Annotated in this window: 25 protein-coding genes; 2 read left to right on the top strand and 23 right to left on the bottom strand. The window is 55.1% G+C overall.

Annotation, left to right across the window (positions count from 1 at the left end; translation table 11 throughout):
• Window positions 1-116: 116 nt before the first annotated feature.
• From JY391_RS15210 to JY391_RS15165, 10 genes are all read right to left on the bottom strand, one after another.
• Window positions 117-1070, bottom strand: a complete 954-nt coding sequence (locus tag JY391_RS15210; protein WP_181821797.1) for a YbeF family transcriptional regulator — start codon at window positions 1068-1070, stop codon at window positions 117-119.
• A gap of 294 nt (window positions 1071-1364) precedes the next feature.
• A complete protein-coding gene (lipB, locus tag JY391_RS15205) occupies window positions 1365-2006 on the bottom strand; it encodes a lipoyl(octanoyl) transferase LipB (RefSeq protein ID WP_042285513.1) in 642 nt (213 codons plus the stop codon).
• A gap of 97 nt (window positions 2007-2103) precedes the next feature.
• On the bottom strand, window positions 2104-2367 hold the full coding sequence (gene ybeD, locus JY391_RS15200) for a DUF493 family protein YbeD (protein ID WP_004100153.1): 264 nt from the start codon (window positions 2365-2367) through the stop codon (window positions 2104-2106).
• 107 nt (window positions 2368-2474) lie between these two features.
• Complete coding sequence (gene dacA, locus JY391_RS15195) at window positions 2475-3686, bottom strand: D-alanyl-D-alanine carboxypeptidase DacA (RefSeq protein WP_200033682.1); 1212 nt, start codon at window positions 3684-3686, stop codon at window positions 2475-2477.
• Between the two features lie 149 nt (window positions 3687-3835).
• Complete coding sequence (gene rlpA / locus JY391_RS15190) at window positions 3836-4930, bottom strand: endolytic peptidoglycan transglycosylase RlpA (protein WP_211934550.1); 1095 nt, start codon at window positions 4928-4930, stop codon at window positions 3836-3838.
• A 10-nt stretch (window positions 4931-4940) separates the two neighbouring features.
• Window positions 4941-6053 carry a peptidoglycan glycosyltransferase MrdB gene (gene mrdB, locus JY391_RS15185; protein ID WP_042285504.1) on the bottom strand — a complete coding sequence of 371 codons (1113 nt, stop codon included), beginning with the start codon at window positions 6051-6053 and terminating at the stop codon, window positions 4941-4943.
• A gap of 2 nt (window positions 6054-6055) precedes the next feature.
• Entirely contained in the window at window positions 6056-7957 is a 1902-nt protein-coding gene (gene mrdA, locus JY391_RS15180) for a peptidoglycan DD-transpeptidase MrdA (RefSeq protein WP_211934549.1), read from the bottom strand.
• 29 nt (window positions 7958-7986) lie between these two features.
• Window positions 7987-8454, bottom strand: coding sequence for a 23S rRNA (pseudouridine(1915)-N(3))-methyltransferase RlmH (gene rlmH, locus JY391_RS15175; protein ID WP_042285498.1), 468 nt, complete (start codon window positions 8452-8454; stop codon window positions 7987-7989).
• A 3-nt stretch (window positions 8455-8457) separates the two neighbouring features.
• The gene (rsfS, locus tag JY391_RS15170; RefSeq protein WP_012904988.1) at window positions 8458-8775 is read right to left on the bottom strand and encodes a ribosome silencing factor; all 318 of its coding nucleotides are present in this window, start codon (window positions 8773-8775) and stop codon (window positions 8458-8460) included.
• Window positions 8776-9035: 260 nt separating this feature from the next.
• Window positions 9036-9647 carry an adenosylcobalamin/alpha-ribazole phosphatase gene (locus JY391_RS15165; RefSeq protein ID WP_042285494.1) on the bottom strand — a complete coding sequence of 204 codons (612 nt, stop codon included), beginning with the start codon at window positions 9645-9647 and terminating at the stop codon, window positions 9036-9038.
• Between the two features lie 96 nt (window positions 9648-9743).
• Here JY391_RS15165 and cobD point away from each other — a divergent pair, with 96 nt between their 5' ends.
• Window positions 9744-10829, top strand: a complete 1086-nt coding sequence (gene cobD, locus JY391_RS15160) for a threonine-phosphate decarboxylase CobD (RefSeq protein ID WP_211934548.1) — start codon at window positions 9744-9746, stop codon at window positions 10827-10829.
• Here the strand turns inward: cobD and nadD are convergent.
• From nadD to leuS, 4 genes are read right to left on the bottom strand one after another with little or no spacing between them, the layout of a single operon-like run.
• Entirely contained in the window at window positions 10804-11445 is a 642-nt protein-coding gene (gene nadD / locus JY391_RS15155; RefSeq protein ID WP_082636759.1) for a nicotinate-nucleotide adenylyltransferase, read from the bottom strand. The two genes, cobD and nadD, sit on opposite strands and share 26 nt — an antisense overlap.
• A gap of 1 nt (window position 11446) precedes the next feature.
• Window positions 11447-12478 (bottom strand): DNA polymerase III subunit delta, encoded by a 1032-nt coding sequence (gene holA / locus JY391_RS15150; protein ID WP_211934547.1) that lies wholly within the window; start codon window positions 12476-12478, stop codon window positions 11447-11449.
• On the bottom strand, window positions 12478-13068 hold the full coding sequence (lptE, locus tag JY391_RS15145) for an LPS assembly lipoprotein LptE (protein WP_060568908.1): 591 nt from the start codon (window positions 13066-13068) through the stop codon (window positions 12478-12480). The genes holA and lptE overlap by 1 nt, the downstream gene beginning before the upstream one ends.
• Window positions 13069-13082: 14 nt before the next feature.
• A complete protein-coding gene (leuS, locus tag JY391_RS15140) occupies window positions 13083-15665 on the bottom strand; it encodes a leucine--tRNA ligase (RefSeq protein ID WP_042285478.1) in 2583 nt (860 codons plus the stop codon).
• Between the two features lie 213 nt (window positions 15666-15878).
• Between leuS and JY391_RS15135 the strand changes: the two genes are divergently transcribed.
• Entirely contained in the window at window positions 15879-16361 is a 483-nt protein-coding gene (locus JY391_RS15135) for a zinc ribbon-containing protein (RefSeq protein WP_042285476.1), read from the top strand.
• Between the two features lie 39 nt (window positions 16362-16400).
• Here the strand turns inward: JY391_RS15135 and rihA are convergent, their stop codons facing one another.
• The 9 genes from rihA to JY391_RS15090 form a co-directional block, all read right to left on the bottom strand.
• Window positions 16401-17336 (bottom strand): pyrimidine-specific ribonucleoside hydrolase RihA, encoded by a 936-nt coding sequence (gene rihA / locus JY391_RS15130; protein WP_211934546.1) that lies wholly within the window; start codon window positions 17334-17336, stop codon window positions 16401-16403.
• Between the two features lie 117 nt (window positions 17337-17453).
• Window positions 17454-18179 (bottom strand): glutamate/aspartate ABC transporter ATP-binding protein GltL, encoded by a 726-nt coding sequence (gene gltL / locus JY391_RS15125; protein WP_042285471.1) that lies wholly within the window; start codon window positions 18177-18179, stop codon window positions 17454-17456.
• Window positions 18179-18853, bottom strand: coding sequence for a glutamate/aspartate ABC transporter permease GltK (gene gltK, locus JY391_RS15120; protein WP_042285468.1), 675 nt, complete (start codon window positions 18851-18853; stop codon window positions 18179-18181). Before gltK ends, gltL begins: the two co-directional genes overlap by 1 nt.
• Entirely contained in the window at window positions 18853-19593 is a 741-nt protein-coding gene (gene gltJ, locus JY391_RS15115) for a glutamate/aspartate ABC transporter permease GltJ (protein ID WP_042285465.1), read from the bottom strand. Before gltJ ends, gltK begins: the two co-directional genes overlap by 1 nt.
• A 162-nt stretch (window positions 19594-19755) precedes the next feature.
• Complete coding sequence (locus JY391_RS15110) at window positions 19756-20664, bottom strand: amino acid ABC transporter substrate-binding protein (RefSeq protein ID WP_042285462.1); 909 nt, start codon at window positions 20662-20664, stop codon at window positions 19756-19758.
• Between the two features lie 364 nt (window positions 20665-21028).
• Entirely contained in the window at window positions 21029-22567 is a 1539-nt protein-coding gene (gene lnt, locus JY391_RS15105; RefSeq protein ID WP_211934545.1) for an apolipoprotein N-acyltransferase, read from the bottom strand.
• 23 nt (window positions 22568-22590) lie between these two features.
• A complete protein-coding gene (gene corC / locus JY391_RS15100) occupies window positions 22591-23469 on the bottom strand; it encodes a CNNM family magnesium/cobalt transport protein CorC (protein ID WP_042285457.1) in 879 nt (292 codons plus the stop codon).
• A gap of 118 nt (window positions 23470-23587) precedes the next feature.
• Window positions 23588-24055, bottom strand: a complete 468-nt coding sequence (gene ybeY / locus JY391_RS15095; RefSeq protein ID WP_060568904.1) for an rRNA maturation RNase YbeY — start codon at window positions 24053-24055, stop codon at window positions 23588-23590.
• Window positions 24052-25098, bottom strand: a complete 1047-nt coding sequence (locus JY391_RS15090) for a PhoH family protein (protein WP_042285455.1) — start codon at window positions 25096-25098, stop codon at window positions 24052-24054. The genes ybeY and JY391_RS15090 overlap by 4 nt, the downstream gene beginning before the upstream one ends.
• Window positions 25099-25155: the final 57 nt, after the last annotated feature.

The raw sequence follows: 25155 nt of genomic DNA, 5'->3' as shown, positions 1-25155 counted from the left end.
AGTATATCATTGAAACGGCCCTTAAAGCAGCCTGAGTGGTCGGTAAAATGTAAAATAGTTGTTGTTTTGTGCCATATGCCCAACCTCAGTTGTGACCCGACAGCAACATTTCCTTTTCAAAAAGCATCACGAATAACCGTAATCACGTTTTCAAGAATGGGATCGCGCAGGCTCAGTCGATTGTAATGGAGCGAGTAGTCGACCTGCTCGCGGTTCAGGGCGGGGTGCGGCAGCCGCTGTAGCGACCAGCACTGGTTGAACAGCGTGAAAAAACGGGCTGGCATAATGCCGACCAGATCGCTGTGCGCGATCAGCGAGGCAAGGGTGAACATGTTATAGCTGCTGAAGCTGATTTTCCGGTTCGGGAAAATCTCCTGGATCCGCTGGCGCAGCAGCGTGAAGCTTTGCCCTTCTATCATCAACAGACTGTGTTCCGCATTGTCGACGTGCTCAGGGGTGGACGCGCCGGTCAGGAATGGATGGTTCTGCCGGCAAACCAGTTCAATGTTGTCGGAAAAGAGAACCTGATGCTGGACCACGCGATTGCTGTAGACGTGGTTATCAATAATCAAATCGGTCTGGAACTGGCTGAGTTGGGCTTCGGCGTCATGCACGGGAATATTCCGCAACAGCAGTTGCGGAAAGCGGGTTTTGATCGCCTGGTAGAGGGTGGGCATCACCAGCGCGCCGACGGACGGCGAGGTGCCAATGGTAATGGTTCGCTGTTTGTCATAACAGCCGGTAAGATCGAGAGCGCCGAGAATCGACTCAAGACCCTGGCTGATATATTCGTGCAAATGAGTGGCATAGGCGGTTGGCGTAACACCTTGTCCTTTGCGAATAAACAGCGGGTCGGGAAAAATAGTGCGCAGTTTCTGAATAGACTGGCTGATGGCCGAAGGCGTCAGATTGAGTATTTTGGCGGCGTTAACGATACCTTTATGAACATAAACAGCCTCAAAGATAGTCAACAGATTCAGGTCGATATTTCTTAGCGTTCTGAAAATTTGCGGTTTATCTTCGGGCCGGTGTTCGTAACAATGGCCTTTCGGCTGACTATTCTCACTCACGCTCACACTCCATATTTATTTGTTTTATGAATAATTGCGTGAGTTATATTTATGAGCTGCATATATTTTCTCCACCCTTACTCATCTTGCCATTGCGAAAAATGATTGCAAAAAGAATGACGATTGAATAATTAACGCGCGTCGATGAAAAATAAAATGACGACGAAACGAAATATTTCGTTAACGATTCAAACACAGAGATAATGAAAATATAGAAACCAGGCGGTTTTGTAAAGCCTTCAAGAGATCTGGATTAATGACCCAGCTAATTTGTGGGTCATTATTATCAATTGGTTAAGCAGTAATATATTCGTGAGGAGGATTATTTAGCAGGGCTAAAATATTTGCCAATAAACGTGGCCGAATATTTTCCGTGGTGGCTTGTTTATCCCACTGCGATATTTTTGTCATTTCCATTCCCGCATAACCACATGGGTTAATACGCAAAAATGGCGAAAGGTCCATATTTACGTTCAGCGCCAGGCCGTGGAACGAGCAGCCGCGGCGAATACGTAATCCGAGGGAGCAGATTTTCTTTTCACCGACGTAGACGCCTGGGGCATCGGCGCGGGGATGTGCGTCTATACCGACTTCCGCCAGCGTATTAACGACGGTTTGTTCCAGCAGGGTGACCAGTTCCCGGACGCCCAGCTTGCGGCGTTTGAGATTGAACAGGACGTACATCACCTGTTGGCCGGGGCCATGATAGGTCACTTGTCCACCGCGATCGCTTTGAATCACCGGGATATCGCCGGGCATCAGGACATGTTCCGCTTTTCCCGCCTGGCCCTGGGTAAAGACCGGGTGATGTTCTACCAGCCAGATTTCGTCGGCGGTGTGCTCATCGCGGGTGTCTGTAAATTCGTGCATGGCCTGGGAGACGGGCTCGTAGGGTTGAAGGCCGAGCTGGCGGACCAATATTTTATCCTGAGACAAAACAGCATCTCCGTAGAGAAAACAAAAGAGGGAAAAAGTATATCACAGTGAGAGAGGAGAGGGGTTACCCGGACAATGCCGGGTAACGTTAACAGATTTACAGCACCATACGGACGATCTCAATGTTGCCGAGCTCTTCGTACAGTGTTTCAACTTGTTCAATATGCGTGGCGTTGATGGTAATAGAAACCGAGTGGTAATTGCCTTTGCTGCTTGGTTTTACCGTCGGAGAGTAATCACCTGGCGCATGGCGCTGTACCACTTCAACCACCTGATCGACCAGCTCAGGTAACGCCTGCCCCATAACTTTGTAAGTAAAAGGCGTAGGGAATTCAAGCAGTTCGTTAAGTTTGGTTTTCATGTCAGCTCCGGCGTAACGTAAAAAAATGACAACTCCCGCGGCAAGGCGGGAGTTTTACTGATGCTTAGTATATGGGGATGGAAATCACACTTTCAAGTGTTCGATTTTTAACCAAACCAGTGATGGAACATTAATTTAATGTAATCAATGATTTTACCGAAGAAGTTGCCTTCCGGGATTTCCTGCAGCACAACCAGCGGACGTTGCTCAATGGTTTTGCCGTCGAGCTGGAAGTTAATGGTGCCGACCACCTGATTTTTCTGCAACGGCGCGTGGAGTTCCGCGTTGTTCAGAACATAGCTGGCCTTCAGATCTTTCATGCGTCCGCGCGGGATGGTCAGATACACATCTTTATCCACGCCTAAGGAGGCGCGATCGGTATCGCCAAACCAGGCGGGCTCAGAGGCGAACTCTTTACCGGCTTTCAGCGGATTGACGGTTTCGAAGAAACGGAAGCCCCAGGTCAGTAGCTTTTTACTTTCGGTTTCACGACCTTTATAGGTGCGTCCCCCCATCACTGCGGAGATCAAACGCATCTGCCCTTCGGTCGCGGAGGCGACAAGGTTATAGCCCGCTTTTGCCGTATGTCCGGTTTTGATACCGTCCACATTCAGGCTGTTATCCCATAACAGGCCGTTGCGGTTCAGCTGGCGAATGCCGTTAAAGGTGAACTCTTTTTCTTTGTACACCGAGTATTCGTTCGGCACATCGCGGATCAGCGCCTGGCCAATCAACGCCATGTCGCGAGCGGAGCTGTACTGACCTTCCGCATCCAGACCATGTACCGTCTGGAAGTGGGTGTTTTTCAGTCCCAGCGCGTTCACATAGCTGTTCATCAGACCTACAAACGCGTCCTGGCTCCCTGCGGCAAAATCCGCCATCGCCACGCAGGCGTCGTTACCGGACTGCAGGTTGATGCCGCGAATCAGCTGTGAGACCGGCACCTGCATTCCTGGCTTCAGGAACATCAGAGAAGAGCCTTTGAAGACCGGGTTACCGGTCGCCCAGGCATCGTTGCCAATCGTGACCAGATCGGTTTCTTTGAATTTTCCCGCTTTCATTGCCTGACCGATAACATAGCTGGTCATCATTTTGGTCAGACTGGCCGGATCGCGACGGGTATCGGCATTTTGTTCAGCCAGCACCTTGCCGGAGTTGTAATCAATAAGGATGTAAGACTCCGCATCGATCTGCGGAACACCCGGGATCATGGTTTTAATATTCAGGTCATCGGCATGCGCGCCTGAGATAGCGGCTGTGAAGAGAGCCGTGGTGAGCGCCATGCGCTGCATGAAACGAGCGGAAAAAGTGGTCTTCATGGTCTGAACTACGACATCCGTGATGGAATTGAAAAAAGTGCCTTACTATAGCAAATGCACTACCGGCAGGCATCTGACTTTCCGGGTGACTTTTGTTAACGTTGTTAACGTCACTTACAGAAATTGACAAATCAGATGCCGCTTTTACGTTATTGCGCGCCGGTGATGAATGACTGCAGCTGGGCTTCGGATTGTAAACGCTGCTGTAGCGCGCTGGCTTCCGCTTTACTGGCGAAAGGACCGAGCTGAATTCGCCACACGGCGCCGTTCTGGGTCACGCGGCCAGGCACGTTAAACTGCTGTGCTAACCGCGTCTGATACTGTTGCGCGCGCCCCTGGTCGCTGACTGCCCCGACCTGAACAACATAATGACCGGATGCTGCAGCAGGTACCGTTGCAGTTGGCGCACTCACAGGAGCGGTTACCGGCGCGGCAGTGGTGGGTTGCGCAGCCGGTGTCGGTTCACTGCCTTCCAGAACGCCTGACGCTAAGGTCGTTGGCGCGCCGAGGAAACCGCTACTGTTTACCGGCGCGCCAGCGCTGTCTTCGCTTTTCAGCGTGGCGTTACTGATCGCGCGAACATCGCCCTGAGGCTGGATAGCCTGTGGTGCGGAGGAGGCGCTTCCCATGCCGCCGCTCAGGTCTGGCCGCGCGGGCAGGGCATAGGTTTGTTTTGCCACTGTGGTACACGCCATGCCGGGACCCGAGAGGGAACCGTCCTGGGCGACCACGATCGGATCGATGCGCACTTTGGTGTTATTCGAGGTGTTCAGACGGTCGGCGGCGGCGCGCGACAGCGAAATCACCCGATCGTTGCCGTAAGGGCCACGATCGTTAATGCGTACGACGATCATCCGGCCATTGGCGAGGTTAGTAATTCGCGCATAGCCTGGGATCGGCAATGTAGGATGCGCAGCCGTCAGCTGCATCGGATCAAACATCTCGCCCGAAGCGGTGAGATTGCTGCCCGGTTCGGCATCGTAAATCGCAGCAAGCCCGGCCTGACTGAAGCGCGACGGATCCTGCACAATCTTATAATGCTTACCGTCTCGCTGGTAATCCTGATTAGCGGTCGGGCTGAGCGGCTCGTAACGCGGCTCCGCTCCGCCGATCTCCACCACCGGTCCATTACATACCGCTGGCTGCGGCGCAACGATGGTCGCTTGCTGACCATCATCGCTCGTACATGCCGCGAGCAGCATAATTCCTGCTGCGACGCAGACTCCAGGCAACTGCTTACGCATTGCGCACCCCTTACACGCTTTTCGATAACATTTTTCTGTGGGTATGGATCGACATGACAATCCCGAACCCGGCCATCAGCACAATCAGCGCCGAGCCTCCGTAACTGACCAGTGGCAGCGGAACGCCTACAACAGGCAGAATACCACTCACCATACCAATATTAACGAAGACATAAACGAATAATATCAACATTAAACCACCGGCCATGACGCGACCAAAGGTGGTTTGCGCGTGGGCGGCAATCCACAGGCCACGCATGATCAGCAGGATGTACAGCGCCAGCAGGATAAGGATCCCCACCAGGCCCAGTTCTTCGGCCAGTACCGCGAAGATAAAGTCGGTATGACGTTCCGGAAGAAATTCCAGCTGCGACTGCGTTCCGTGCAGCCAGCCTTTACCGCTCAGGCCGCCTGAGCCAATCGCGATCTTAGACTGAATAATATGGTAGCCCGCGCCTAACGGATCGGTTTCCGGGTCGAGAAGCATCATGACGCGCTGGCGTTGATAATCATGCATCAGGAAGAACCAGAGGATCGGAATAAACGCGGCAAGCAGCAGCGCCGCCACGCCAATCAGACGCCAGCTCAGGCCCGAAAGGAACAGCACAAACAGGCCGGAAAGAGCGACCAGAATTGAGGTGCCCAGGTCAGGCTGCGCCGCCACCAGCAGGGTCGGCATAAAAATCAGCACCAGTGCAATGGCGGTATTCTTCAGCGATGGCGGGCAAACGTCGCGGTTGATAAAGCGCGCGACCATTAGCGGAACGGCGATCTTGGCGATTTCGGATGGCTGAAAGCGCACGATGCCGAGATCCAGCCAGCGCTGTGCCCCTTTTGATATTGCCCCGAAGGCATCAACCGCCACCAGCAATATGATGCAGACAATGTAAAGATAGGGCGCCCAGCCTTCATAAACGCGAGGCGGAATTTGCGCCATTACCACCATGATCACCAGACCAATGGCGATCTGCCCGACCTTACGCTCCATCATGCCAATATCCTGGCCGCTGGCGCTCCAGATCACCAGCGAGCTGTACACCAGCAGCGCCAGCAGAATCAGCAACATGGTGGGATCGATATGAATTTTATCCCAGAATGTTTTTTTGTTCGGATTATCCGTCATCGTTATTGATCCTCCGCCGCCGCAACCGCCGGGTTTTCAGCTGGCAGACTGGTGTTATTGTCACCCAACATAATGTGGTCAAGAATCTGACGCATAATTGTCCCCACCGCCGGGCCAGCGCCGCCGTTTTCGAGGATCATGGCGACCGCAACCTGCGGGTTATCATAAGGCGCGAAGGCCGTCATCAGCTTGTGATCGCGCAGGCGTTCGGCAATTTTATGCGCGTTATAGGTTTCGTTGGCTTTCAGGCCAAAGACCTGGGCCGTACCGGATTTGGCCGCGATTTTATACGGCGCGCTGGCAAAGTATTTATGCGCAGTACCGTTACCGCGGTTTGCCACGCCGTACATACCGTCTTTCGCCAGTTCCCAGTAACCAGAGTGAATGTCGCCAACCGGCGGTTCGTGGGGCTGTACCCACGGAACCTGCTTGCCGTTTTCGGAAGTGCTCATCAGCAGATGTGGCACTTTTACTACGCCGTCGTTAATCAGGATCATCAGCGCTTTGCTCATCTGAATCGGCGTGGCCGTCCAGTAACCTTGTCCGATACCCACCGGAATGGTATCGCCCTGATACCACGGCTTCTTAAAGCGCTTCATTTTCCATTCGCGGGTCGGCATGTTACCGGAGCGCTCTTCCGCGAGATCGATACCGGTATAGTGCCCGTAGCCAAATTTACCCATCCACTCGGACAGGCGGTCAATACCCATGTCATACGCGACCTGATAGAAGAAGGTATCGGCGGATTCTTCCAGCGATTTGGTGATGTTCAGATGTCCATGGCCCCACTTTTTCCAGTCGCGGTAGCGTTTTTCAGACCCCGGCAACTGCCACCACCCCGGGTCGAACAGGCTGGTATTGCGGGTAATCACGCCTGCGCTTAACGCGGAGACGGCGACATACGGTTTTACCGTCGAGGCCGGTGGATAAACCCCTTGCGTGGCGCGGTTGACCAGCGGCGTGTTCGGATCGTTAAGCAAACCGGAATAGTCTTTACTGGAAATGCCGTCGACAAACAGGTTCGGGTCATAGCTGGGCATTGACACCAGCGACAGCACGCCGCCGGTGCGTGGGTCGGTCACGATCACCGCCGCGCGGCTGCCTGCGAGTAGCGTCTCAATATACTGCTGCAGTTTTAAATCAATGGTGAGGTGGATGTCGTGCCCGGCCTGCGGCGGCACTTCTTTAAGCTGGCGGATGACGCGGCCCCGGTTATTGACTTCAACTTCTTCGTAGCCGGTCTGGCCGTGAAGCACGTCTTCATAGTAGCGCTCAATGCCCAGCTTGCCGATGTCATGGGTGGCGGCATAGTTCGCCAGCTTGCCGTCTTTATCCAGCCGTTCGACATCTTTATCATTGATCTTCGACACGTAGCCGATGACGTGAGTGAGTGCGGAGCCGTAAGGGTAGTAGCGGCGCTTATAGCCTTTCACTTCGACGCCAGGGAAACGGTACTGGTTTACAGCAAAACGCGCGACCTGCACTTCGGTCAGGTTGGTTTTCACGGGAATGGAGGTGAAACGGTGTGAACGGGCGCGTTCTTTCTTAAAGGCCGCGATATCGTCGTCGGTGAGATCCACGACGTTGCGCAGGGCGTCTAACGTTTGCTGCACGTTGTCTACCTTTTCCGGCATCATTTCGATCTGGTAAATCGTGCGGTTCAGGGCCAGCGGAATGCCGTTACGGTCGTATATAATGCCGCGGCTGGGGGCAATGGGCACCAGCTTGATGCGGTTTTCATTTGAGCGGGTCTGGTAGTCGGTATACCGGACGATTTGCAGATTGTACAGGTTGGCGATAAGCACGCCGGTGAGCAGTAATATACCCAAAAAGGCGACCAGCGCCCGGCGCACAAACAGCGCGGACTCAGCCGTATAGTCGCGAAAAGAATTCTGTAGTTTCATCCGCTGCGTAGTCTACTCAAGCTCAACGATCACTCACGGTGATAGGGGTGATTAGTGGTAATGCTCCATGCCCGATACAGGCTCTCGGCGACCAACACCCGAACCAGCGGGTGGGGAAGGGTCAGCGCGGAGAGCGACCAGCTTTGTTCCGCCGCTGCTTTACAGGCGGGAGAGAGGCCCTCCGGCCCGCCGATGAGCAAGCTGACGTCACGCCCGTCCAGCTTCCAGCGTTCCAGTTCCGTTGCCAGCTGCGGCGTGTCCCAGGGTTTACCCGGAATATCCAGGGTGACGATGCGGTTTTTGCCTGCGGCGGCCAGCATCAGTTCACCCTCTTTGTCGAGAATACGCTTAATATCCGCGTTCTTGCCGCGTTTGCCCGCTGGAATTTCGATAAGCTCAAAAGGCATATCTTTTGGAAAACGCCGCAGGTACTCGGTAAAACCGGTTTGTACCCAGTCGGGCATTTTCGTGCCTACCGCGACAAGTTGAAGCTTCACGCATTAACTCCAGAGTTTTTCCAGTTCATACAGGCGACGGCTTTCTTCCTGCATCACGTGGACAATCACTTCACCCAGGTCAACGACGATCCAGTCGGCAACGCTTTCGCCTTCCACGCCCAGCGGCAGCATGCCCGCCGCGCGGGATTCCTGCACAACGTGATCGGCGATAGACATCACATGGCGGCTGGAGGTGCCGGTACAGATAATCATACAGTCAGTGATGCTGGATTTGCCCTGAACGTCTAAGGCGATGATGTCCTGACCTTTAAGGTCATCAATTTTGTCGATAACAAAATCCTGGAGTGCTTTACCCTGCAAGTTTTCCTCCTGGGGCATGAATGCATAAAACAAATAAGTCTGTCAGTATACCTGAACCCACACGGGTACGGGACAAATGTCACCGGCTCAGGTGCGGAAAGTGGGCTATCATCCCACCCCATGCAACAGAATGCATCGCCATTTTTGTAAAACAATTTCTGCAAAGGGCTGAAGGGCGGGAAAAGTCTGGCAGCGGAGAATAGCAGCCTGTCAGGGGGTGTCAATGGTCGAAGCGTGTCTGGCGCTAAAAAACAGACCTTTCATTCTCCCGGCTGCCATACCGCTCTGCTGTTCAGTACCCGCAGTGTGGCAAAATCGTCGTGGAAATCAATGGCGCTCCAGCAGCCTTGCTCAACGCGAAAGCGCCACATGGCGGTCGCGGGCATAGAAAGCAGCTTTGCAATCAGCAGGCTAAGTACGCCCTGATGGCTGACCATCAGCACATGTGTATGATGCTGGTAGTCGGCAAGCTGGCTTATCAGCCGATCCACCCGGCCTGAAAACGCCTGAAATCCTTCACCGTTGGTGGGGATCGCATTTTGCCAGTCGTTGCACCACGCCGCGTAATTGCTCGCATCTTCTTCGCAAAGATCCCGGTGATGGCGCATTTCCCAGTCGCCGAAAAACATTTCATTCAGCTCGGGGCGGGTCAGGAGAGGAAGATCTCGCCCGGCTAAGACTAAGCGCGCCGTATGCTGCGCCCGCTCCAGCTCGCTGCACAGTACCTGCTCAAAGGGAACCTGCTTGAGCAGTGTGTTCAGCGTCTGCGCCTGAGTAATGCCTCGCGCCGTCAGCGGCGTGGGAGCATGGCCGCTGTACAGACCGGCTACATTGGCTTCGGTTTCACCATGACGAACTAACCAGAGTCGCATTTTTTCCTCGTGAACGTATTCGCGCAAAACATGATATTGGCCCTGATTGCGCGCGCTGTTTTCTTTAAAATAACGTCTTTTGCCAGGAGCGGCACGATGTCTCTGTTTTCAAGCGCACACGGCGGGAATACCCGCGAGGCCGCCGAGCTACTCGGTATTTCAGCCGATCGGCTGCTGGATTTTAGCGCGAATATTAACCCGCTGGGTATGCCGGCGTCGGTAAAACGCGCCATCGTCGACAATCTTCATCTTGCCGAGCGCTATCCGGACGTTGAGTACCGCCATCTTCATCAGGCGCTGGCGAAACATCATCAGATCCCCGCATCCTGGATCCTGGCGACAAACGGCGAGACGGAGGCGATTTTCGCGTTGGTGGACGGCCTTAAACCGCGACGGGCGATGATTGTCACGCCCGGCTTTGCCGAATACGCTCGCGCCTTACGCCGCGGCGAATGCCAGATTGACCTGTTCGCCCTGCGTGAGGCGGACGGCTGGCAGCTCACCGACGCTATCCTTGGCGCGCTACGCGCTGAGCATGACTGCCTGTTTCTCTGTACGCCTAATAATCCTACCGGCCTGCTGCCGGAGCGGTCGCTGCTCGAGGCCATTGCGCGACGCTGTAAGGCGCTGAATATCGCACTGATTCTTGATGAAGCCTTTCTCGATTTCATCCCCGACGAGCCGGGGTTTATTCCCACCTTGCAGGCTAACCCGCATATCTGGGTGCTGCGTTCGCTGACCAAGTTTTATGCCATTCCGGGGCTGCGTCTGGGGTATCTGGTCAACAGCGACGAGCAGGCGGTCGCCAGAGTACGCGCCCGGCAGATGCCCTGGTCGATCAATGCGTTTGCGGCGCTTGCCGGAGAACATCTGCTGGATGACATCGCCTGGCAGCGGGCGACCTGGCAGTGGCTGAAAGAGGAAGGGGAACGCGTTTATCAGCAGTTGAGCGCGCTGTCGGGTTTGAGCGTCTATCCTGGCCGGGCAAATTATCTGCTGCTGAAATGTGAAAGGGATCTGCAGCGCGCGCTCCTCGAACGGCATATTTTGATCCGTAGCTGCGCCAATTATCCAGGGCTTGATGCGCGTTATTTTCGGGTGGCGATACGCAGTAGCGGAGAAAACGACCGCCTGCTGGCGGCGTTAGCGGATGTGCTTAACGATACAAACCGTGCAGATTAATATAGTCCAATACTGCTTTCGGCATCAGGTCGTCGCAGGATTCGCCGTTTTCCAGACGCTCGCGAATAAGGGTGGCGGAGACATTAAACCACGGTGTTTCGGCAAGATAGATTTTTCCCGCGGGCAGCCGGTGCAGATCGTCCGGAGTATGCGTCAGATGCTTTTCCAGCCAGCGCTGATGCTGCTCCTGCGCCATCTCCAGTGGGTAACCTGGACGGCGGCAGACGATCAGATGGGTGTTATCAAGGATGGTTTCGTAGTCATGCCACGTGGGAAAGGTTAGCAGTGAATCCTGGCCGATGATAAACGCCAGCGGCGCATCCGGACCTTGCTCCTCTCGCCATTCTTTCAGCGTTTGCGCGGTATAAGAAGGCGTATCGCGCAGCAGCTCACGCTCATCAAGGGTGAACAGCGGTTTATCGGCTATGGCCAGCTCGAGCATCGTTTTCCGCTGGGCGCTGGTGGCCTCCGGCTGTGGACGATGCGGGGGAACATTGTTCGGCATCACAATCACCCGTGACAGGCCAATCAGGTTGGCCAGGGTTTCCACGGGCTTGAGGTGACCATAATGCACCGGATCAAAGGTGCCGCCAAAAAGTGCCTGTAACGATTTCATATCAACCATCAATAAAAACGTCTGCCAGCGCCTTATGGCAAATCAGCAGCGAAAGACCTTCGAGTTCCGCCCAGACTGACTGGCCATAATCCTGCTTCAGCGTTATTTCTGTACGTGTCAGTAGCTGCACCGCCTGGCGCAGTTGCGTCAGGCTTAGTCGGTTCAGGGCTTCGCTCGTCATGGCACGGCGGTTTTGCCAGACGCGGTGTTTATCAAACAGCGCGCGCAGGGGCGTATGGGCGGCCTGGCGCTTGAGGTTGACCAGCAGTAAAAGTTCACGCTGCAGGGTGCGCAATAAAATGACCGGCTCGCTGCCTTCCAGGCGTAATTGCTGAAGAATATGCAGTGCGCGTTTGCTCTTGCCCATCACCAGCGCATCGACCCAATGAAACGGGGTAAAGTGCGCGGCATCGTTCACCGCCTGTTCGACACGGGGTAGCGTGAGTTTTCCGTCCGGCCACAGCAATGACAGGCGTTCCAGCGCCTGCGCCAGCGCCAGCAGGTTGCCTTCATAGCAATAGCACAGCAGCTGATTTGCCGCGTCATCCAGTTGCAGATTCTTTTGTTTTGCCCGGGCGGCCACCCAGCGCGGAAGCTGAGCCTGCTCCGGCGTCTGGCAACTGACCTGCACGCTCCGATCGGCCAGCGCGCTGAGCCACGCGGCATTTTCCTGGGCTTTTGTGAGCTTATTACCGCGCACCAAAAGCAGGAGATCGTCATGCAGTAACTGCGTAAGGTGGGCCAGCTGCTCGTTGATGGCGGCGTTTGGACCGTTTTCCGGCAGCAACAGCAACAGCGTCTGTCGACTGGCGAACAGACTTATCGCCTGACACTGTGAAAACAGCGCATTCCAGTCGGTGCTGTTGTCGAGCGAAAAGGTATGGTGTTCTTCGAACCCCTGCGCTGCCGCTGCCTGACGAATGGCGTCCTGGCTTTCCTGCAACAAAAGAGGGTCGTTACCGAGTAATAAATACGCCGCGCGCAGCCCTTCGGAGAGCTGCGCGCGGAGTTGTTCAGGGTACAACCGAATCATCAGTTACCCAGCGTGGTTGAAACGCGTGAGGAAGAAGCCGCAGGTGTGGCCGCGGTATTTTCAGTTTTTTCTTCTTCCTGAACCGAGCGGACATCAGCGATTTTTACGCTGGACAGCTTACGAATCAGCTGTTCAGCCGCTTTGTCATACATTTCGTTGATGATCATCTGCTGTTCGTTATCCTTCGCCAGCGCCATCTGCGGGTTGTCGAAGAATGAACGGTACACTTTGGTGTTGATCGGGTAAATACCGTGTTCCGGGATCAGCACCGAGGCGTTAACGTTCATGACCATCTGATACTCAGCCGTCTGACCGTCCTGGAAGACCGACGCCGTATCCTGAGAAATACTGACGGCGCCCAGACGTAACGATGGGACATCTTTACGCATTGAGCCTTTTTCCAGCAGCTCAACATCGTTCAGGCGCAACTGATTACGCACCGCACGACTCAGTGGGCCGTTAGGATCCCCGGAGTCGAGGATCATGGTTTTCATGGTGTCCGGAACCTGCGTAGTGCTACGCAGATGCCAGCCACACCCGGCGGTGGTTAACACCGCCAGAGATAACAACACTGTTGCCAGATATCGCACGCTTCCTCCCGCGCTTAGCCAACGACCAGATTGAGAAGTTTACCCGGTACGTAAATCACTTTACGCACGGTCACGCCCTCAAGATATTTTGCGACCAGATGTTCCTGACCCGCACGTTCACGAACCTGTTCTTCGGTCGCATCCACCGGAACGGTGATTTTGCCACGCACTTTGCCGTTGACCTGCACCACGACGAGGGTGGAGTCTTCAACCATCGCGGCGTCGTCAGCCACCGGCCACGGCGCATTGTCGATATCGCCTTCGCCTTTCAGCGACTGCCACAGCGTAAAGCAGACGTGCGGAGTGAACGGGTTAAGCATACGCACAACCGCCAACAGCGCTTCCTGCATCAGGGCGCGGTCCTGTTCGTCTTCCTGCGGCGCTTTCGCCAGCTTATTCATCAGTTCCATGATCGCGGCGATAGCGGTGTTGAAGGTCTGACGACGACCAATATCATCGGTCACTTTGGCGATCGTTTTGTGTACGTCGCGACGCAATGCTTTTTGATCTTCACTCAGCGCGGCAACGTTCAGCGGCGCAGCGTCGCCACGTGAAGTATGCTCGTAAACCAGTTTCCAGACGCGTTTCAGGAAGCGGTTTGCCCCTTCAACGCCGGACTCCTGCCATTCGAGGGTCATATCCGCCGGGGAGGCGAACATCATGAACAGACGTACGGTGTCGGCGCCGTAACGCTCAACCATCACCTGCGGGTCGATACCGTTGTTTTTCGACTTCGACATTTTGCTCATGCCGGTGTACACCAGTTCATGGCCTGCCGCGTCTTTCGCTTTCACGATACGGCCTTTCTCGTCACGCTCAACAATGGCATCTACCGGAGAAACCCAGTTACGCTCGCCGTTTTCGCCGACATAATAGAACGCATCCGCCAGCACCATGCCCTGACACAGCAACTGTTTCGCCGGTTCGTCAGAGTTCACCATGCCCGCGTCGCGCATCAGCTTATGGAAGAAGCGGAAGTAGAGCAGATGCATGATGGCGTGTTCAATACCGCCGATGTAAATATCCACAGGCAGCCAGTAGTTGGCGGCTTTGGAATCCAGCATGCCTTCCTGATACTGCGGGCAGGTATAGCGCGCGTAATACCAGGAGGACTCCATAAAGGTGTCGAAGGTGTCGGTTTCACGCAGCGCTGGCTGACCGTTAACGGTGGTTTTCGCCCATTGAGGATCGGCTTTGATCGGGCTGGTGATGCCGTCCATGACCACGTCTTCCGGCAGGATCACCGGCAGTTGATCTTCCGGGGTTGGCATGACGGTGCCGTCTTCCAGGGTGACCATTGGGATCGGCGCGCCCCAGTAGCGCTGACGGGAAACGCCCCAGTCGCGCAGACGGTAGTTCACTTTGCGCTCGCCCACGCCTTTCGCCGCCAGTTTGTCGGCAATCGCGTTGAAGGCGTCTTCAAAGGCCAGACCGTCGAATTCGCCGGAGTTAAACAGCACGCCTTTTTCGGTCAGCGCCTGTTCGGACAGATCCGGTTCGGAACCGTCGGCGGCAAGAATGACGGGTTTGATGGTTAAACCGTATTTGGTGGCAAATTCGTAGTCGCGCTGATCGTGACCCGGAACCGCCATGACCGCGCCGGTGCCGTATTCCATCAGCACGAAGTTCGCCGCCCAGACCGGGATCGCTTCGCCGGTTAACGGATGTACCGCTTTAAAGCCGGTATCGACGCCTTTCTTCTCCATGGTCGCCATGTCGGCTTCCGCGACTTTGGTATTGCGGCATTCGTCGATAAAGGCAGCCAGTTCCGGGTTGTTCGCCGCGGCTTTCTGCGCCAGCGGGTGACCGGCGGCAACGGCCAGGTAAGTGGCGCCCATAAAGGTATCCGGGCGAGTGGTGTAAACGGTCAGCGTATCTTCATAACCGGTCACATCAAAGGTGATTTCCACGCCTTCAGAACGGCCAATCCAGTTGCGCTGCATCGTTTTGACGGTGTCAGGCCAGTGATCGAGCTTGTCCAGATCGTTCAGCAGTTCGTCAGCGTAAGCGGTAATTTTGATAAACCACTGCGGGATCTCTTTACGCTCAACTTTGGTGTCGCAGCGCCAGCAGCAGCCGTCGATCACCTGTTCGTTAGCGAGCACGGTCTGATCGTTCGGGCACCAGTTCACCGCAGAGGTCTTCTTGTAAACCAGACCTTTTTTATACAGCTCGGTAAAGAATTTCTGTTCCCAGCGATAGTATTCCGGGGTGCAGGTCGCCAGTTCACGGCTCCAGTCGTAGCCGAAGCCCAGCATTTTAAGCTGGTTTTTCATATAGGCGATGTTGTCGTAAGTCCACGGCGCCGGCGCGGTGTTGTTTTTCACCGCTGCGCCTTCCGCAGGCAGGCCGAAAGCGTCCCAACCGATAGGCTGCAACACGTTTTTGCCGAGCATGCGCTGGTAACGGGCGATCACGTCACCGATGGTGTAGTTACGCACGTGGCCCATGTGTAGTCGGCCAGAAGGATAGGGAAGCATAGACAGGCAGTAATACTTCTCTTTGCTCTCGTCTTCGGTTACTTCAAATGTGCGCTTCTCATCCCAGTGAAGCTGTACTTTGGATTCTATCTCTTCCGGGCGGTATTGCTCTTGCATGGCAGCCAGTGGTCCTGTTTTCAATACAGCTACAAACGTAGCTTTAGAGGTGGTGTTTTAGATCCGCATAGCATAGCCCAAACGCCCGCGTCAAAACAGTCTTTCGCAGGGTTAATCCGCGCATTGATTTACTCACTCTGCGGGCGATCTTACAAAGCAGTGTGCAAATAACGTCTATTATTATAGACAGTTAACGACCCAGGAGGCGAAACGATGAACAAGGTTGCTCAATATTACCGTGAACTGGTGGCGTCATTAAGCGAACGCCTGCGTAACGGCGAACGCGATATCGACCTGCTGGTGGAACAGGCGCGGCAGCGGGTATTGCAGGCTGGGGAGTTAACGCGAACCGAGGCGGACGAACTGATCCGCGCGGTCAGACGCGACCTGGAAGAGTTCGCCATGAGCTACGAAGAGAGCCTCGAGGAGGAGTCCGACAGCGTCTTTATGCGGGTAATTAAAGAGAGCTTGTGGCAGGAACTGGCGGATATTACCGACAAAACACAGTTGGAATGGCGTGAGGTGTTCCAGGATCTCAGCCATCACGGGGTTTATCACAGCGGCGAGGTGGTGGGGTTAGGCAACCTGGTGTGTGAAAAATGCCATTTCCATTTAGCCGTGTATACGCCAGACGTACTGCCGCTGTGTCCAAAATGCGGTCACGATCAGTTTCAGCGCAGACCGTTCGAGCCGTGATTCGCACTGCCGGATGGCGGTGTCGCCATCCGGCAAACATTACGCGTAAGCCGTCAGGCGTTCAGCCAGAAGATCCACAAACCCTTCGCGATCGACATCCAACATCACGGTGGCGTTCGGTCTATTGCCCGTCAGGAAATAGTAATCCACGACTGTCATTCCCTGCGTGTACTTACCCTGCGTTTCGACGCCGACCCAGCGCTCCACGGTGGTAAACAGCTCCGGCTTCAGCAGCCAGGCGATGGTACAGGGGTCATGCAGCGGCGCGCCGGTGAATCCCCATTTTTCATCTTTATGATACTCGAGGAAGAAATCGAGTAGTTCAGCGACGATGGTCGCGATCGGATTGCCGATGGCGCGAAAACGTTCGGTATCATCAGCATGGATCTGCGCTTTGTGCGTGACGTCCAGTCCCGCCATCACGACCGGAATGCCCGACTGGAAGACGATTTCCGCCGCTTCCGGGTCGACAAAAATATTAAACTCGGCGGCGGGCGTCCAGTTACCCAGCGCCATCGCGCCGCCCATGATCACTATTCGCGCAATGTTGGCGTGCAGTTCCGGGTGGCTATTCAGTAATAGCGCAACGTTAGTCTGTGGACCGGTCGAGACGATGGTGACCGGTTGTGGACTTTCGCGCAGGGTTTTCGCCATTAACTCGACGGCGGTGCAGGGCTGCGGCGCAAAAGCCGGTTCCGGCAGCGCCGGACCGTCCAGCCCGCTTTCGCCATGAACGTTATCGGCGATGATCAGCTCGCGCATTAATGGCTTCACCGCCCCGCCCGCGACCGGAATATCGGTACGCTTCAACAACGTCAGCATACGCAGCACGTTACGCAGCGTTTTCTCTGGCGTCTGGTTGCCGGCGGAGGCGGTAATGGCTTTAACATCAAGTTCTGGTGAGGCGAGGGCGAGAACCATTGCGATAGCGTCGTCATGACCCGGATCGCAATCAAACAAAATCGGAAGTGCCATTGTTGCTCCTTGTAAGCGCTACTTTTGCGGCAAGGGTAACGCCGGGTTGAAAAGGATTCGAGGAGCGTAACAAGAAAGCGTGAGATGGCGCGCACTCTGCCGTGCGCGCCGTCAGGATCAATGCAGGATTTTCGCAAGGAAGTCTTTTGCGCGTTCGGATTGCGGGTTAGCGAAGAACGCTTCTTTTGGCGAGTCTTCGACAATTTTCCCTTCGTCCATAAAAATCACCCGGTTCGCCACTTTACGCGCAAAGCCCATTTCGTGCGTGACCACCATCATGGTCATCCCTTCGTTGGCCAGCTCGACCATGACGTCCAGCACTTCGTTGATCATCTCCGGGTCGAGTGCCGACGTGGGTTCGTCAAACAGCATCGCGATCGGATCCATGCACAGCGCGCGGGCAATCGCCACACGCTGCTGTTGGCCGCCGGAAAGCTGCGCCGGATACTTGTTGGCGTGGGCGGCAAGGCCGACGCGCTCCAGCAGTTTCTGCGCTTTTTCACGGGCGGGGGCTTTATCGCGCTTAAGCACTTTGACCTGCGCCAGCGTCAGGTTTTCGATGATCGACAGATGTGGAAATAACTCAAAGTGTTGGAACACCATGCCGACGCGCGAGCGCAGCTTCGCCAGATCCGTTTTCTTGTCGTTGACCATTATACCGTTGACGGTAATTTCGCCTTTTTGCACGGGTTCCAGGCCGTTAACGGTTTTAATCAGCGTTGACTTACCGGAACCCGAGGGACCGCAAACCACCACCACTTCGCCTTTTTTTACTTCCGTGGAGCAGTCGGTCAACACCTGAAAGTGACCATACCATTTCGAAACATTTTTCAGGGTAATCATTAAACTGTCCTTTTCTTCAAATAGCTGACCAACAACGACGCGCTCAGGCTGATAACAAAGTAGACGGCGCCAGCAAACAGGATCATTTCAACCTGCGTGCCGTCACGCTCGCCAATCGTGGACGCGGTGCGGAAGAAGTCCGCAAGGCTTAAAACGTAAACAAGGGAGGTGTCCTGGAACAGGACGATGCCCTGCGTGAGCAGCAGCGGTACCATCGCGCGAAACGCCTGCGGCAGAATGATGAGCTTCATCGACTGCCAGTGGGTCATCCCCAGCGCCAGCGCAGCGCTTGACTGCCCGCGGGAAATACTCTGGATACCGGCGCGGATAATCTCGGAGTAATACGCCGCTTCGAACATCGAAAAAGCCACCATCGCCGAGATCAGACGGATATCGGTTTTCGGCGACAGGCCCAGCACATCCTGCAGTAGCCCCGGCACAATCAGGTAGAACCACAGCAGTACCATCACCAGCGGGATGGAGCGGAAAACGTTAACGTAGGCTTTGGCAAACCAGGCGATCGGCGCAAAGCTTGAGAGGCGCATTACCGCGAGCAGCGTGCCCCAGACAATCCCCACGACCACTGCTGTCAGGGTGATTTTCAGCGTAATCAGCAGGCCGTCCAGCAGATACGGCAGGGAAGGGACAATGGAACTCCAGTCAAATTCGTACATTATTTGCCTCCCATATTGCCAGGCAGGCGGACTTTCCGTTCCACCAGGTTCATCACCAGCATGATGAAGGCATTAATTAATACGTATGCCAGGGTAATGGCGGTAAAGGATTCCCAGGCGTGGGCGGAGTAATCGAGCAGCTTGCCCGCCTGCGCCGCCATATCGACCAGACCGATGGTGGAGGCGATGGCCGAGTTTTTCACCAGGTTCATCATCTCTGAGGTCATCGGCGGTACGATCACCCGGTAAGCGTTAGGCAGCAGCACGTAACGATACGCCTGCGGCAGCGTCAGTCCCATGGCCAGCGCCGCATTCTTTTGCCCGCGCGGCAGCGACTGAATTGCCGCGCGTACCTGCTCACAAACGCGGGCGGCGGTAAACAGCCCCAGACAGATCATTGACGACAGGAAGAACTGAATGTTGGGATCCAGTTCTGCCTTAAACCACATGCCGAGATCTTCCGGCAGCAGTTCCGGCACGACCAGATACCAGGTAAAGAACTGCACGATCAGCGGAACGTTACGGAACAGTTCCACGTAAAGCGTGCCGATACCGGAAAGAAAACGGTTCGGCACAGTGCGAAGAATGCCGAATAACGAGCCGACGAGAAAAGCAATGATCCAGGCGGTGATGGATAACGCCACGGTGACCTGAAAGCCACTCCAGAGCCAGCCGAGATAGGTGGTGTTGCCGAAGGGGGCTTCCTGTAAAAAAATACCCCAGTTCCAGTCTATTGACATACATCTACTCCGAAAAAAAAGGGTAGCAGCGCTACCCTCGAAGATTGTTGATCAGCGTGTTTCGGTTTTCAGGCCTGATGGGGAACGACCATCAGGCGTATAGTCTGTCCGTGCTGACCAGCAATCGAGAGGGCAAGGAGATCTCGCCCTATTTCATTGTTGTTAGTTAAGTGCTTTGTCGTTTGGCTCTTTGAACAGGGCCTTCATTTCGTCAGAGAGTTCGAAATTCATGTTCAGGTTTTTGGGCGGGATAGGGTTTTTAAACCATTTATCAAACCATTTTGCCGCTTCGCCAGAGGTTTGCGCCTGGGCGATGGTCTCATCCATCAATTTTTTGAAATCCGGATCGTTTTTACGCAGCATGCAGCCGTAAGCTTCTTCGGACTGCGCTTTGCCGACGATTTCCCAGTTGTCCGGTTTTTTCGCCTTCGCGCGTTCGCCCGCCAGCAGGGCATCATCCATCATGAACGCGACTGCGCGACCGCTTTCCAGCGTGCGGAAGGAGTCACCGTGGTCTTTGGCGCTGATGATGCGCATATTCATTTTTTGCTCGTCGTTCAGCTTGTGCAGCAGAATCTCCGAGGTGGTACCGGAAGTCACCACCACCGCTTTGCCCTTCAGATCCGGGAAGTCTTTAATGTCGCCGCCTTTTTTCGCCAGCAAGCGGGTACCGACGACAAAGATGGTGTTAGAGAATGCGGCCTGCTTCTGGCGCTCAACGTTGTTGGTGGTAGAGCCGCACTCAAAATCGAAAGTGCCGTTTTGCAGCAGCGGAATACGGTTCTGGGAGGTAATCGGAATCAGCTTCACCTGCAGGTCAGGCTTATTCAGCTTCTTCTTCACCGCTTCAACGATGGCGTTGGAGTAGTCCTGAGAATAACCCACCACTTTCTGCTGATTGTCATAATACGAGAACGGTACGGATGACTCACGGTGACCCACGACAATGACGCCGTTTTTGGCGATCTTGTCCAGCGTGCTGCCCGCAGCAGGCGCGGCGTCTTCCGCGTGCGCCACACCGGCAGACAGCCCCATAACCAGCATTGCTGTGGCTAGCTTACGTAATTGCATATCCAACTCCTTTATCGTCTGCGCCATCGGCGCATTGATACCCATTGTGATGTTGTTATCGTCTGCAACTTGCGCGTGCAGTGTTGTACCTGTTTGTTAACATTTAGTTTGGCTGAATGTAAAGATATTGCTGCGTTATTGTTTATTTTTGCGAAGTGCGCCGCACCATCCGGAGGCAAAAATCTTTCATTGCACTGTTTCGGTGCTACCGATGAACCGCGTTGGTGCGTCCCGGTTGCACGTTGGGCTTAAAACAGGTTTGCCTTGTATTACAAAGCAATAGACGTGCCAGAATGGAATAGCAGGAGAAAGGAAACGCCGGAGACGGGCCAGGGCCGCCATCCGGCGAGATTACGAGGCAGGATTACTTCCGGCGTTGACGCAAGCTCATTAGCAGTGCGCCAAAACCAAACAGGGCGGTTATCGCCCACAGCGGCCAGTTGCCGGTACGGGCATACGGCGTTAAGCCTGTGGTCGGCGTCACGGTGGTGGTCAGCACCTGACGCGTAAACTGAGGGATCATCGCCTGGACATCGCCCTGCGGGCCAATTACCGCGGTTATCCCGTTGTTGGTGCTACGCAGCAGCGGTCTTGCCAGCTCCAGCGAACGCATCCGCGCCATCTGGAAGTGCTGCCACGGGCCAATCGACTTGCCGAACCATGCGTCGTTAGAGATGGTCAGCAGGTAGTCGGTGTCCGGACGGAAGTTATCCCGCACCTGTTCGCCCAGAATGATCTCGTAGCAAATGGCCGCCGTCAGGGCGAAGCCATGGGCGTGCAGCTGCGGCTGGACATACGGACCGCGGCTGAATGAGGACATCGGCAGATCAAAAAAGGGCGCTAACGGACGCAGGATCGACTCCAGCGGCACAAACTCGCCAAACGGCACGAGATGGTTTTTGTTGTAGCGATTGCCTGAGTCGTAGCTGTAAGGATTGTCTTTACCCAGCGTAATAATCGTGTTGTAGGTGTCGTAACGGTTCTGCTTGTTCAGGCGCGCGTCAACGATGCCGGTAATGAGCGTACTGTTTTTTGAACGTAACAAATCGTCCATCATGCCGAGAAAGCGCTGCTGGTTAATTTCCAGATCCGGAATTGCGGATTCCGGCCAGATGATCAGCTGCGATTTCCCCATCAGCGGTTGGGTGGCATCAAGGTAGATTTTCAGCGTATTGATCAGTTGGCTTTCGTCCCACTTCAGCGACTGCGGGATATCCCCCTGCACCAGAGAAACCTGGGTCGCCCTTTCGGGTTCCGGCGTATACCACTGGATGTATCGCAGCGGGAAAGGCAGCGCAAACAGTACCGCCGCCACCGCCAGCGGACGCCAGTTTCGGCTGACGAGGGCCAGCACCAGCAGGCCGCTCGTCATCATCAGCATAAAATTGATCGCCTCGACGCCCATTACCGGCGCCAGCCCCTTCAGCGGGCCGTCAATCTGGCTGTAGCCAAACTGCAGCCACGGGAAGCCGGTCAGAACCCAGCCGCGCAGGAACTCGGTGATTTGCCAGACCACTGGTGCGGCAATCGCCACGCGCAGCCAGCGGGTTTCCGGCCACAGGCGCGCCAGGATCCCGGCAAACAGGCCGGTATACAAAGAAAGGTAAGCGGCGAGCAGCACCACGAGAAAGACGTTGACCGGACCAGGCATCCCGCCAAACTGCGCGATGCTGACGTACACCCAGTTGATACCGGTGCCGAACAACCCCAGCCCCCAGAAGTAGCCGACAGCGGCGGACTGGAGCGGACGTCGGTTTAAGGTTAACGCCTGCAGGCCCATAAGCGAAATTATCGCCGCGGGCCAGATGTCATACGGAGAAAATGCCAGCGTCCCGCTGGCCCCGAATAATAACGCCAGCAGCAGGCGAATGCGCTGGCGTTCAAGTAAAGAGGCAAATGCCATTGAGTTCTTCTTCCCGTTCGGTTTTATTCGTCCAGTTTTGGCTGGGGGGAGTCATCCGGAATTCTGACATGAACCTGAATAATACGGCGGCTGTCGGCCATGGCCACTTTGAACTGGTAACCATCAATGTCAATGGTTTCACCGCGGGCGGGCAGGTGACCAAACGCCTGCATCACCAGGCCGCCGATGGTATCGACCTCTTCATCGCTAAAGTGGGTGCCGAAAGCTTCATTAAAATCTTCAATCGGCGCGAGCGCGCGGACGGTCCAGGTGTGGCGGCTGAGTTGGCGGAAGTCGATATCGTCTTCTTCGTCATACTCGTCTTCGATTTCACCCACGATCAGTTCAAGGATGTCTTCAATGGTCACCAGACCAGAGACGCCGCCGAACTCGTCGATGACGATAGCCATATGATAACGCTGTGAGCGGAACTCCTTGAGCATCCGGTCAACGCGTTTGCTCTCCGGGACGACAACGGCCTGGCGTAACACTTTTTCCATGCTGAAGGCTTCGGCGTCGCTGCGCATAAACGGCAGCAAATCCTTCGCCATCAGAATCCCTTCAATGTGATCTTTGTCTTCGCTGATCACCGGAAAACGCGAGTGGGCGGACTCGATAATGACATCGAGGCATTCGTCCAGCGTCTGGTTGCGTTTCAGGGTAATCATCTGGGAGCGGGGGATCATGATGTCGCGAACGCGCTGGTCCGCAATATCCATTACCCCTTCGAGCATGTCGCGCGTATCTTCATCGATCAGCTCGTTTTGCCCGGAATCACGGATCAGCGCCAGCAGTTCATCACGGTTTTTCGGTTCACCGTGGAAAAGTTGGCTCAGTAACAGGGAGAAAAATCCCTTCTTGTTGCTTAACGTGTCACTACTGTGTGAATTGTCGTCGCTCATGGCGTCGTATGGGTTCTCATGTTAGTTAATCGAACGCGCGTCAGGCGTAAACTCAGCCGCTGACGGCATTTATCGCCTGATGGCGCTACGCGTCTCAGGCCTGCAAAATGAAGGAGTGCTACTCCTTCTCGGCAATGTACGGATCCTCATAGCCCAGAGCAAGCATAATCTCTGTTTCGAGGGCTTCCATTTCCTCGGCCTCATCGTCTTCGATGTGGTCGTAGCCGAGTAAATGCAAACTGCCGTGTACCACCATATGCGCCCAATGGGCTTCCAGCGGCTTGCCCTGTTCCTGCGCTTCCTGTTCAACCACCTGACGGCAGATAACCAGATCGCCCAGCAACGGCATCTCAATACCCGGCGGCGCGTCAAACGGAAAGGAGAGCACATTGGTCGGCTTATCTTTTCCCCGGTAGGTCAGGTTGAGATCGTGGCTTTCCGCGGTATCGACCAGGCGAATCGTCACTTCTGATTCTTCCTGAAACTGCGGGATTACCGCATTCAGCCATGTCTGAAACTGGACTTCGTCCGGCAGGCCCGCGTTGTTTTCACACGCCAGCTGTAAATCAAGGATCACCGGATTCATTTCTGCTCTTGCTCCTGCGCTTCACGCTTGCGTTCCGCCGCCAGTTCGGCTTTGCGTTTTTGTTCCGCTTCTTCCCAGGCCTCATAAGCGTTCACGATGCGCGCGACCACCGGATGGCGCACGACGTCTTCGCTGTGGAAGAAGTTGAAGCTGATCTCTTCGACGTTCGCCAGCACTTCAATCGCGTGACGCAGCCCGGACTTCGTGTTGCGCGGCAGGTCAATCTGTGTGATATCGCCAGTGATCACCGCTTTTGAGTTAAAGCCGATACGGGTCAGAAACATCTTCATCTGTTCGATGGTGGTGTTCTGGCTTTCATCAAGAATAATGAACGCGTCATTCAGGGTGCGTCCGCGCATATAGGCCAGCGGCGCGACTTCAATCACGTTGCGCTCGATCAGCTTTTCCACTTTCTCAAAGCCGAGCATTTCAAACAGCGCGTCATACAGCGGGCGCAGATACGGATCGACCTTCTGACTGAGATCGCCCGGCAGGAAGCCGAGTTTCTCACCCGCTTCAACCGCTGGGCGGGTCAACAGAATGCGACGAATTTCCTGACGTTCCAGCGCATCGACCGCCGCCGCGACCGCCAGATAGGTTTTACCGGTACCCGCCGGCCCGACGCCGAAGGTGATATCGTGGTCGAGAATATTGGCGATGTACTGCGCCTGGTTCGGCGTGCGCGGTTTAATGACGCCGCGTTTGGTTTTAATGTTTACTGCTTTGCCGTATTCCGGCACGCTTTCGGCGCTCTGCTCAAGCACGCGCGCCTCTTTAATGGCGAGATGAATCTGTTCCGGTTCGATGTCCTGAATCTGGCCGCGCATCGGCGCGGTATCAACATACAGACTGCGCAAAATATCTGCCGCAGCGGTAACGCAAATTGGGCGACCGGTCAGTTTAAAGTGGTTGTCACGGCGGTTTATCTCGATGCCGAGACGGCGTTCCAGCTGTTTGATGTTGTCGTCAAACGGGCCGCAAAGGCTCAGCAGGCGGGCATTGTCTGCGGGCTCAAGGGTAATTTCGCGAGTGTCTGTGTTCAAACTGTTCCTCTTATGCATAGGTAGCCGGAAGATGAACGTTCACCGGCTGATAAGGAA

The organism is Citrobacter sedlakii (assembly GCF_018128425.1).
Lineage (GTDB): Bacteria > Pseudomonadota > Gammaproteobacteria > Enterobacterales > Enterobacteriaceae > Citrobacter_A > Citrobacter_A sedlakii.
The sequence above is the reverse complement of the archived record's forward strand: the minus strand, read 5'-3'. Positions and strand labels throughout refer to the sequence as shown.

Bases quoted from the DNA above. Each gene is read 5' to 3' on its own strand.
- ybeD (WP_004100153.1), bottom strand. From the start codon at position 2,367: ATGAAAACCAAACTTAACGAACTGCTTGAATTCCCTACGCCTTTTACT.
- dacA (WP_200033682.1), bottom strand. From the start codon at position 3,686: ATGAAGACCACTTTTTCCGCTCGTTTCATGCAGCGCATGGCGCTCACC.
- rlpA (WP_211934550.1), bottom strand. From the start codon at position 4,930: ATGCGTAAGCAGTTGCCTGGAGTCTGCGTCGCAGCAGGAATTATGCTG.
- mrdB (WP_042285504.1), bottom strand. From the start codon at position 6,053: ATGACGGATAATCCGAACAAAAAAACATTCTGGGATAAAATTCATATC.
- mrdA (WP_211934549.1), bottom strand. From the start codon at position 7,957: ATGAAACTACAGAATTCTTTTCGCGACTATACGGCTGAGTCCGCGCTG.
- JY391_RS15165 (WP_042285494.1), bottom strand. From the start codon at position 9,647: ATGCGACTCTGGTTAGTTCGTCATGGTGAAACCGAAGCCAATGTAGCC.
- cobD (WP_211934548.1), top strand. From the start codon at position 9,744: ATGTCTCTGTTTTCAAGCGCACACGGCGGGAATACCCGCGAGGCCGCC.
- nadD (WP_082636759.1), bottom strand. From the start codon at position 11,445: ATGAAATCGTTACAGGCACTTTTTGGCGGCACCTTTGATCCGGTGCAT.
- holA (WP_211934547.1), bottom strand. From the start codon at position 12,478: ATGATTCGGTTGTACCCTGAACAACTCCGCGCGCAGCTCTCCGAAGGG.
- leuS (WP_042285478.1), bottom strand. From the start codon at position 15,665: ATGCAAGAGCAATACCGCCCGGAAGAGATAGAATCCAAAGTACAGCTT.
- JY391_RS15135 (WP_042285476.1), top strand. From the start codon at position 15,879: ATGAACAAGGTTGCTCAATATTACCGTGAACTGGTGGCGTCATTAAGC.
- rihA (WP_211934546.1), bottom strand. From the start codon at position 17,336: ATGGCACTTCCGATTTTGTTTGATTGCGATCCGGGTCATGACGACGCT.
- gltL (WP_042285471.1), bottom strand. From the start codon at position 18,179: ATGATTACCCTGAAAAATGTTTCGAAATGGTATGGTCACTTTCAGGTG.
- gltK (WP_042285468.1), bottom strand. From the start codon at position 18,853: ATGTACGAATTTGACTGGAGTTCCATTGTCCCTTCCCTGCCGTATCTG.
- gltJ (WP_042285465.1), bottom strand. From the start codon at position 19,593: ATGTCAATAGACTGGAACTGGGGTATTTTTTTACAGGAAGCCCCCTTC.
- JY391_RS15110 (WP_042285462.1), bottom strand. From the start codon at position 20,664: ATGCAATTACGTAAGCTAGCCACAGCAATGCTGGTTATGGGGCTGTCT.
- lnt (WP_211934545.1), bottom strand. From the start codon at position 22,567: ATGGCATTTGCCTCTTTACTTGAACGCCAGCGCATTCGCCTGCTGCTG.
- corC (WP_042285457.1), bottom strand. From the start codon at position 23,469: ATGAGCGACGACAATTCACACAGTAGTGACACGTTAAGCAACAAGAAG.
- ybeY (WP_060568904.1), bottom strand. From the start codon at position 24,055: ATGAATCCGGTGATCCTTGATTTACAGCTGGCGTGTGAAAACAACGCG.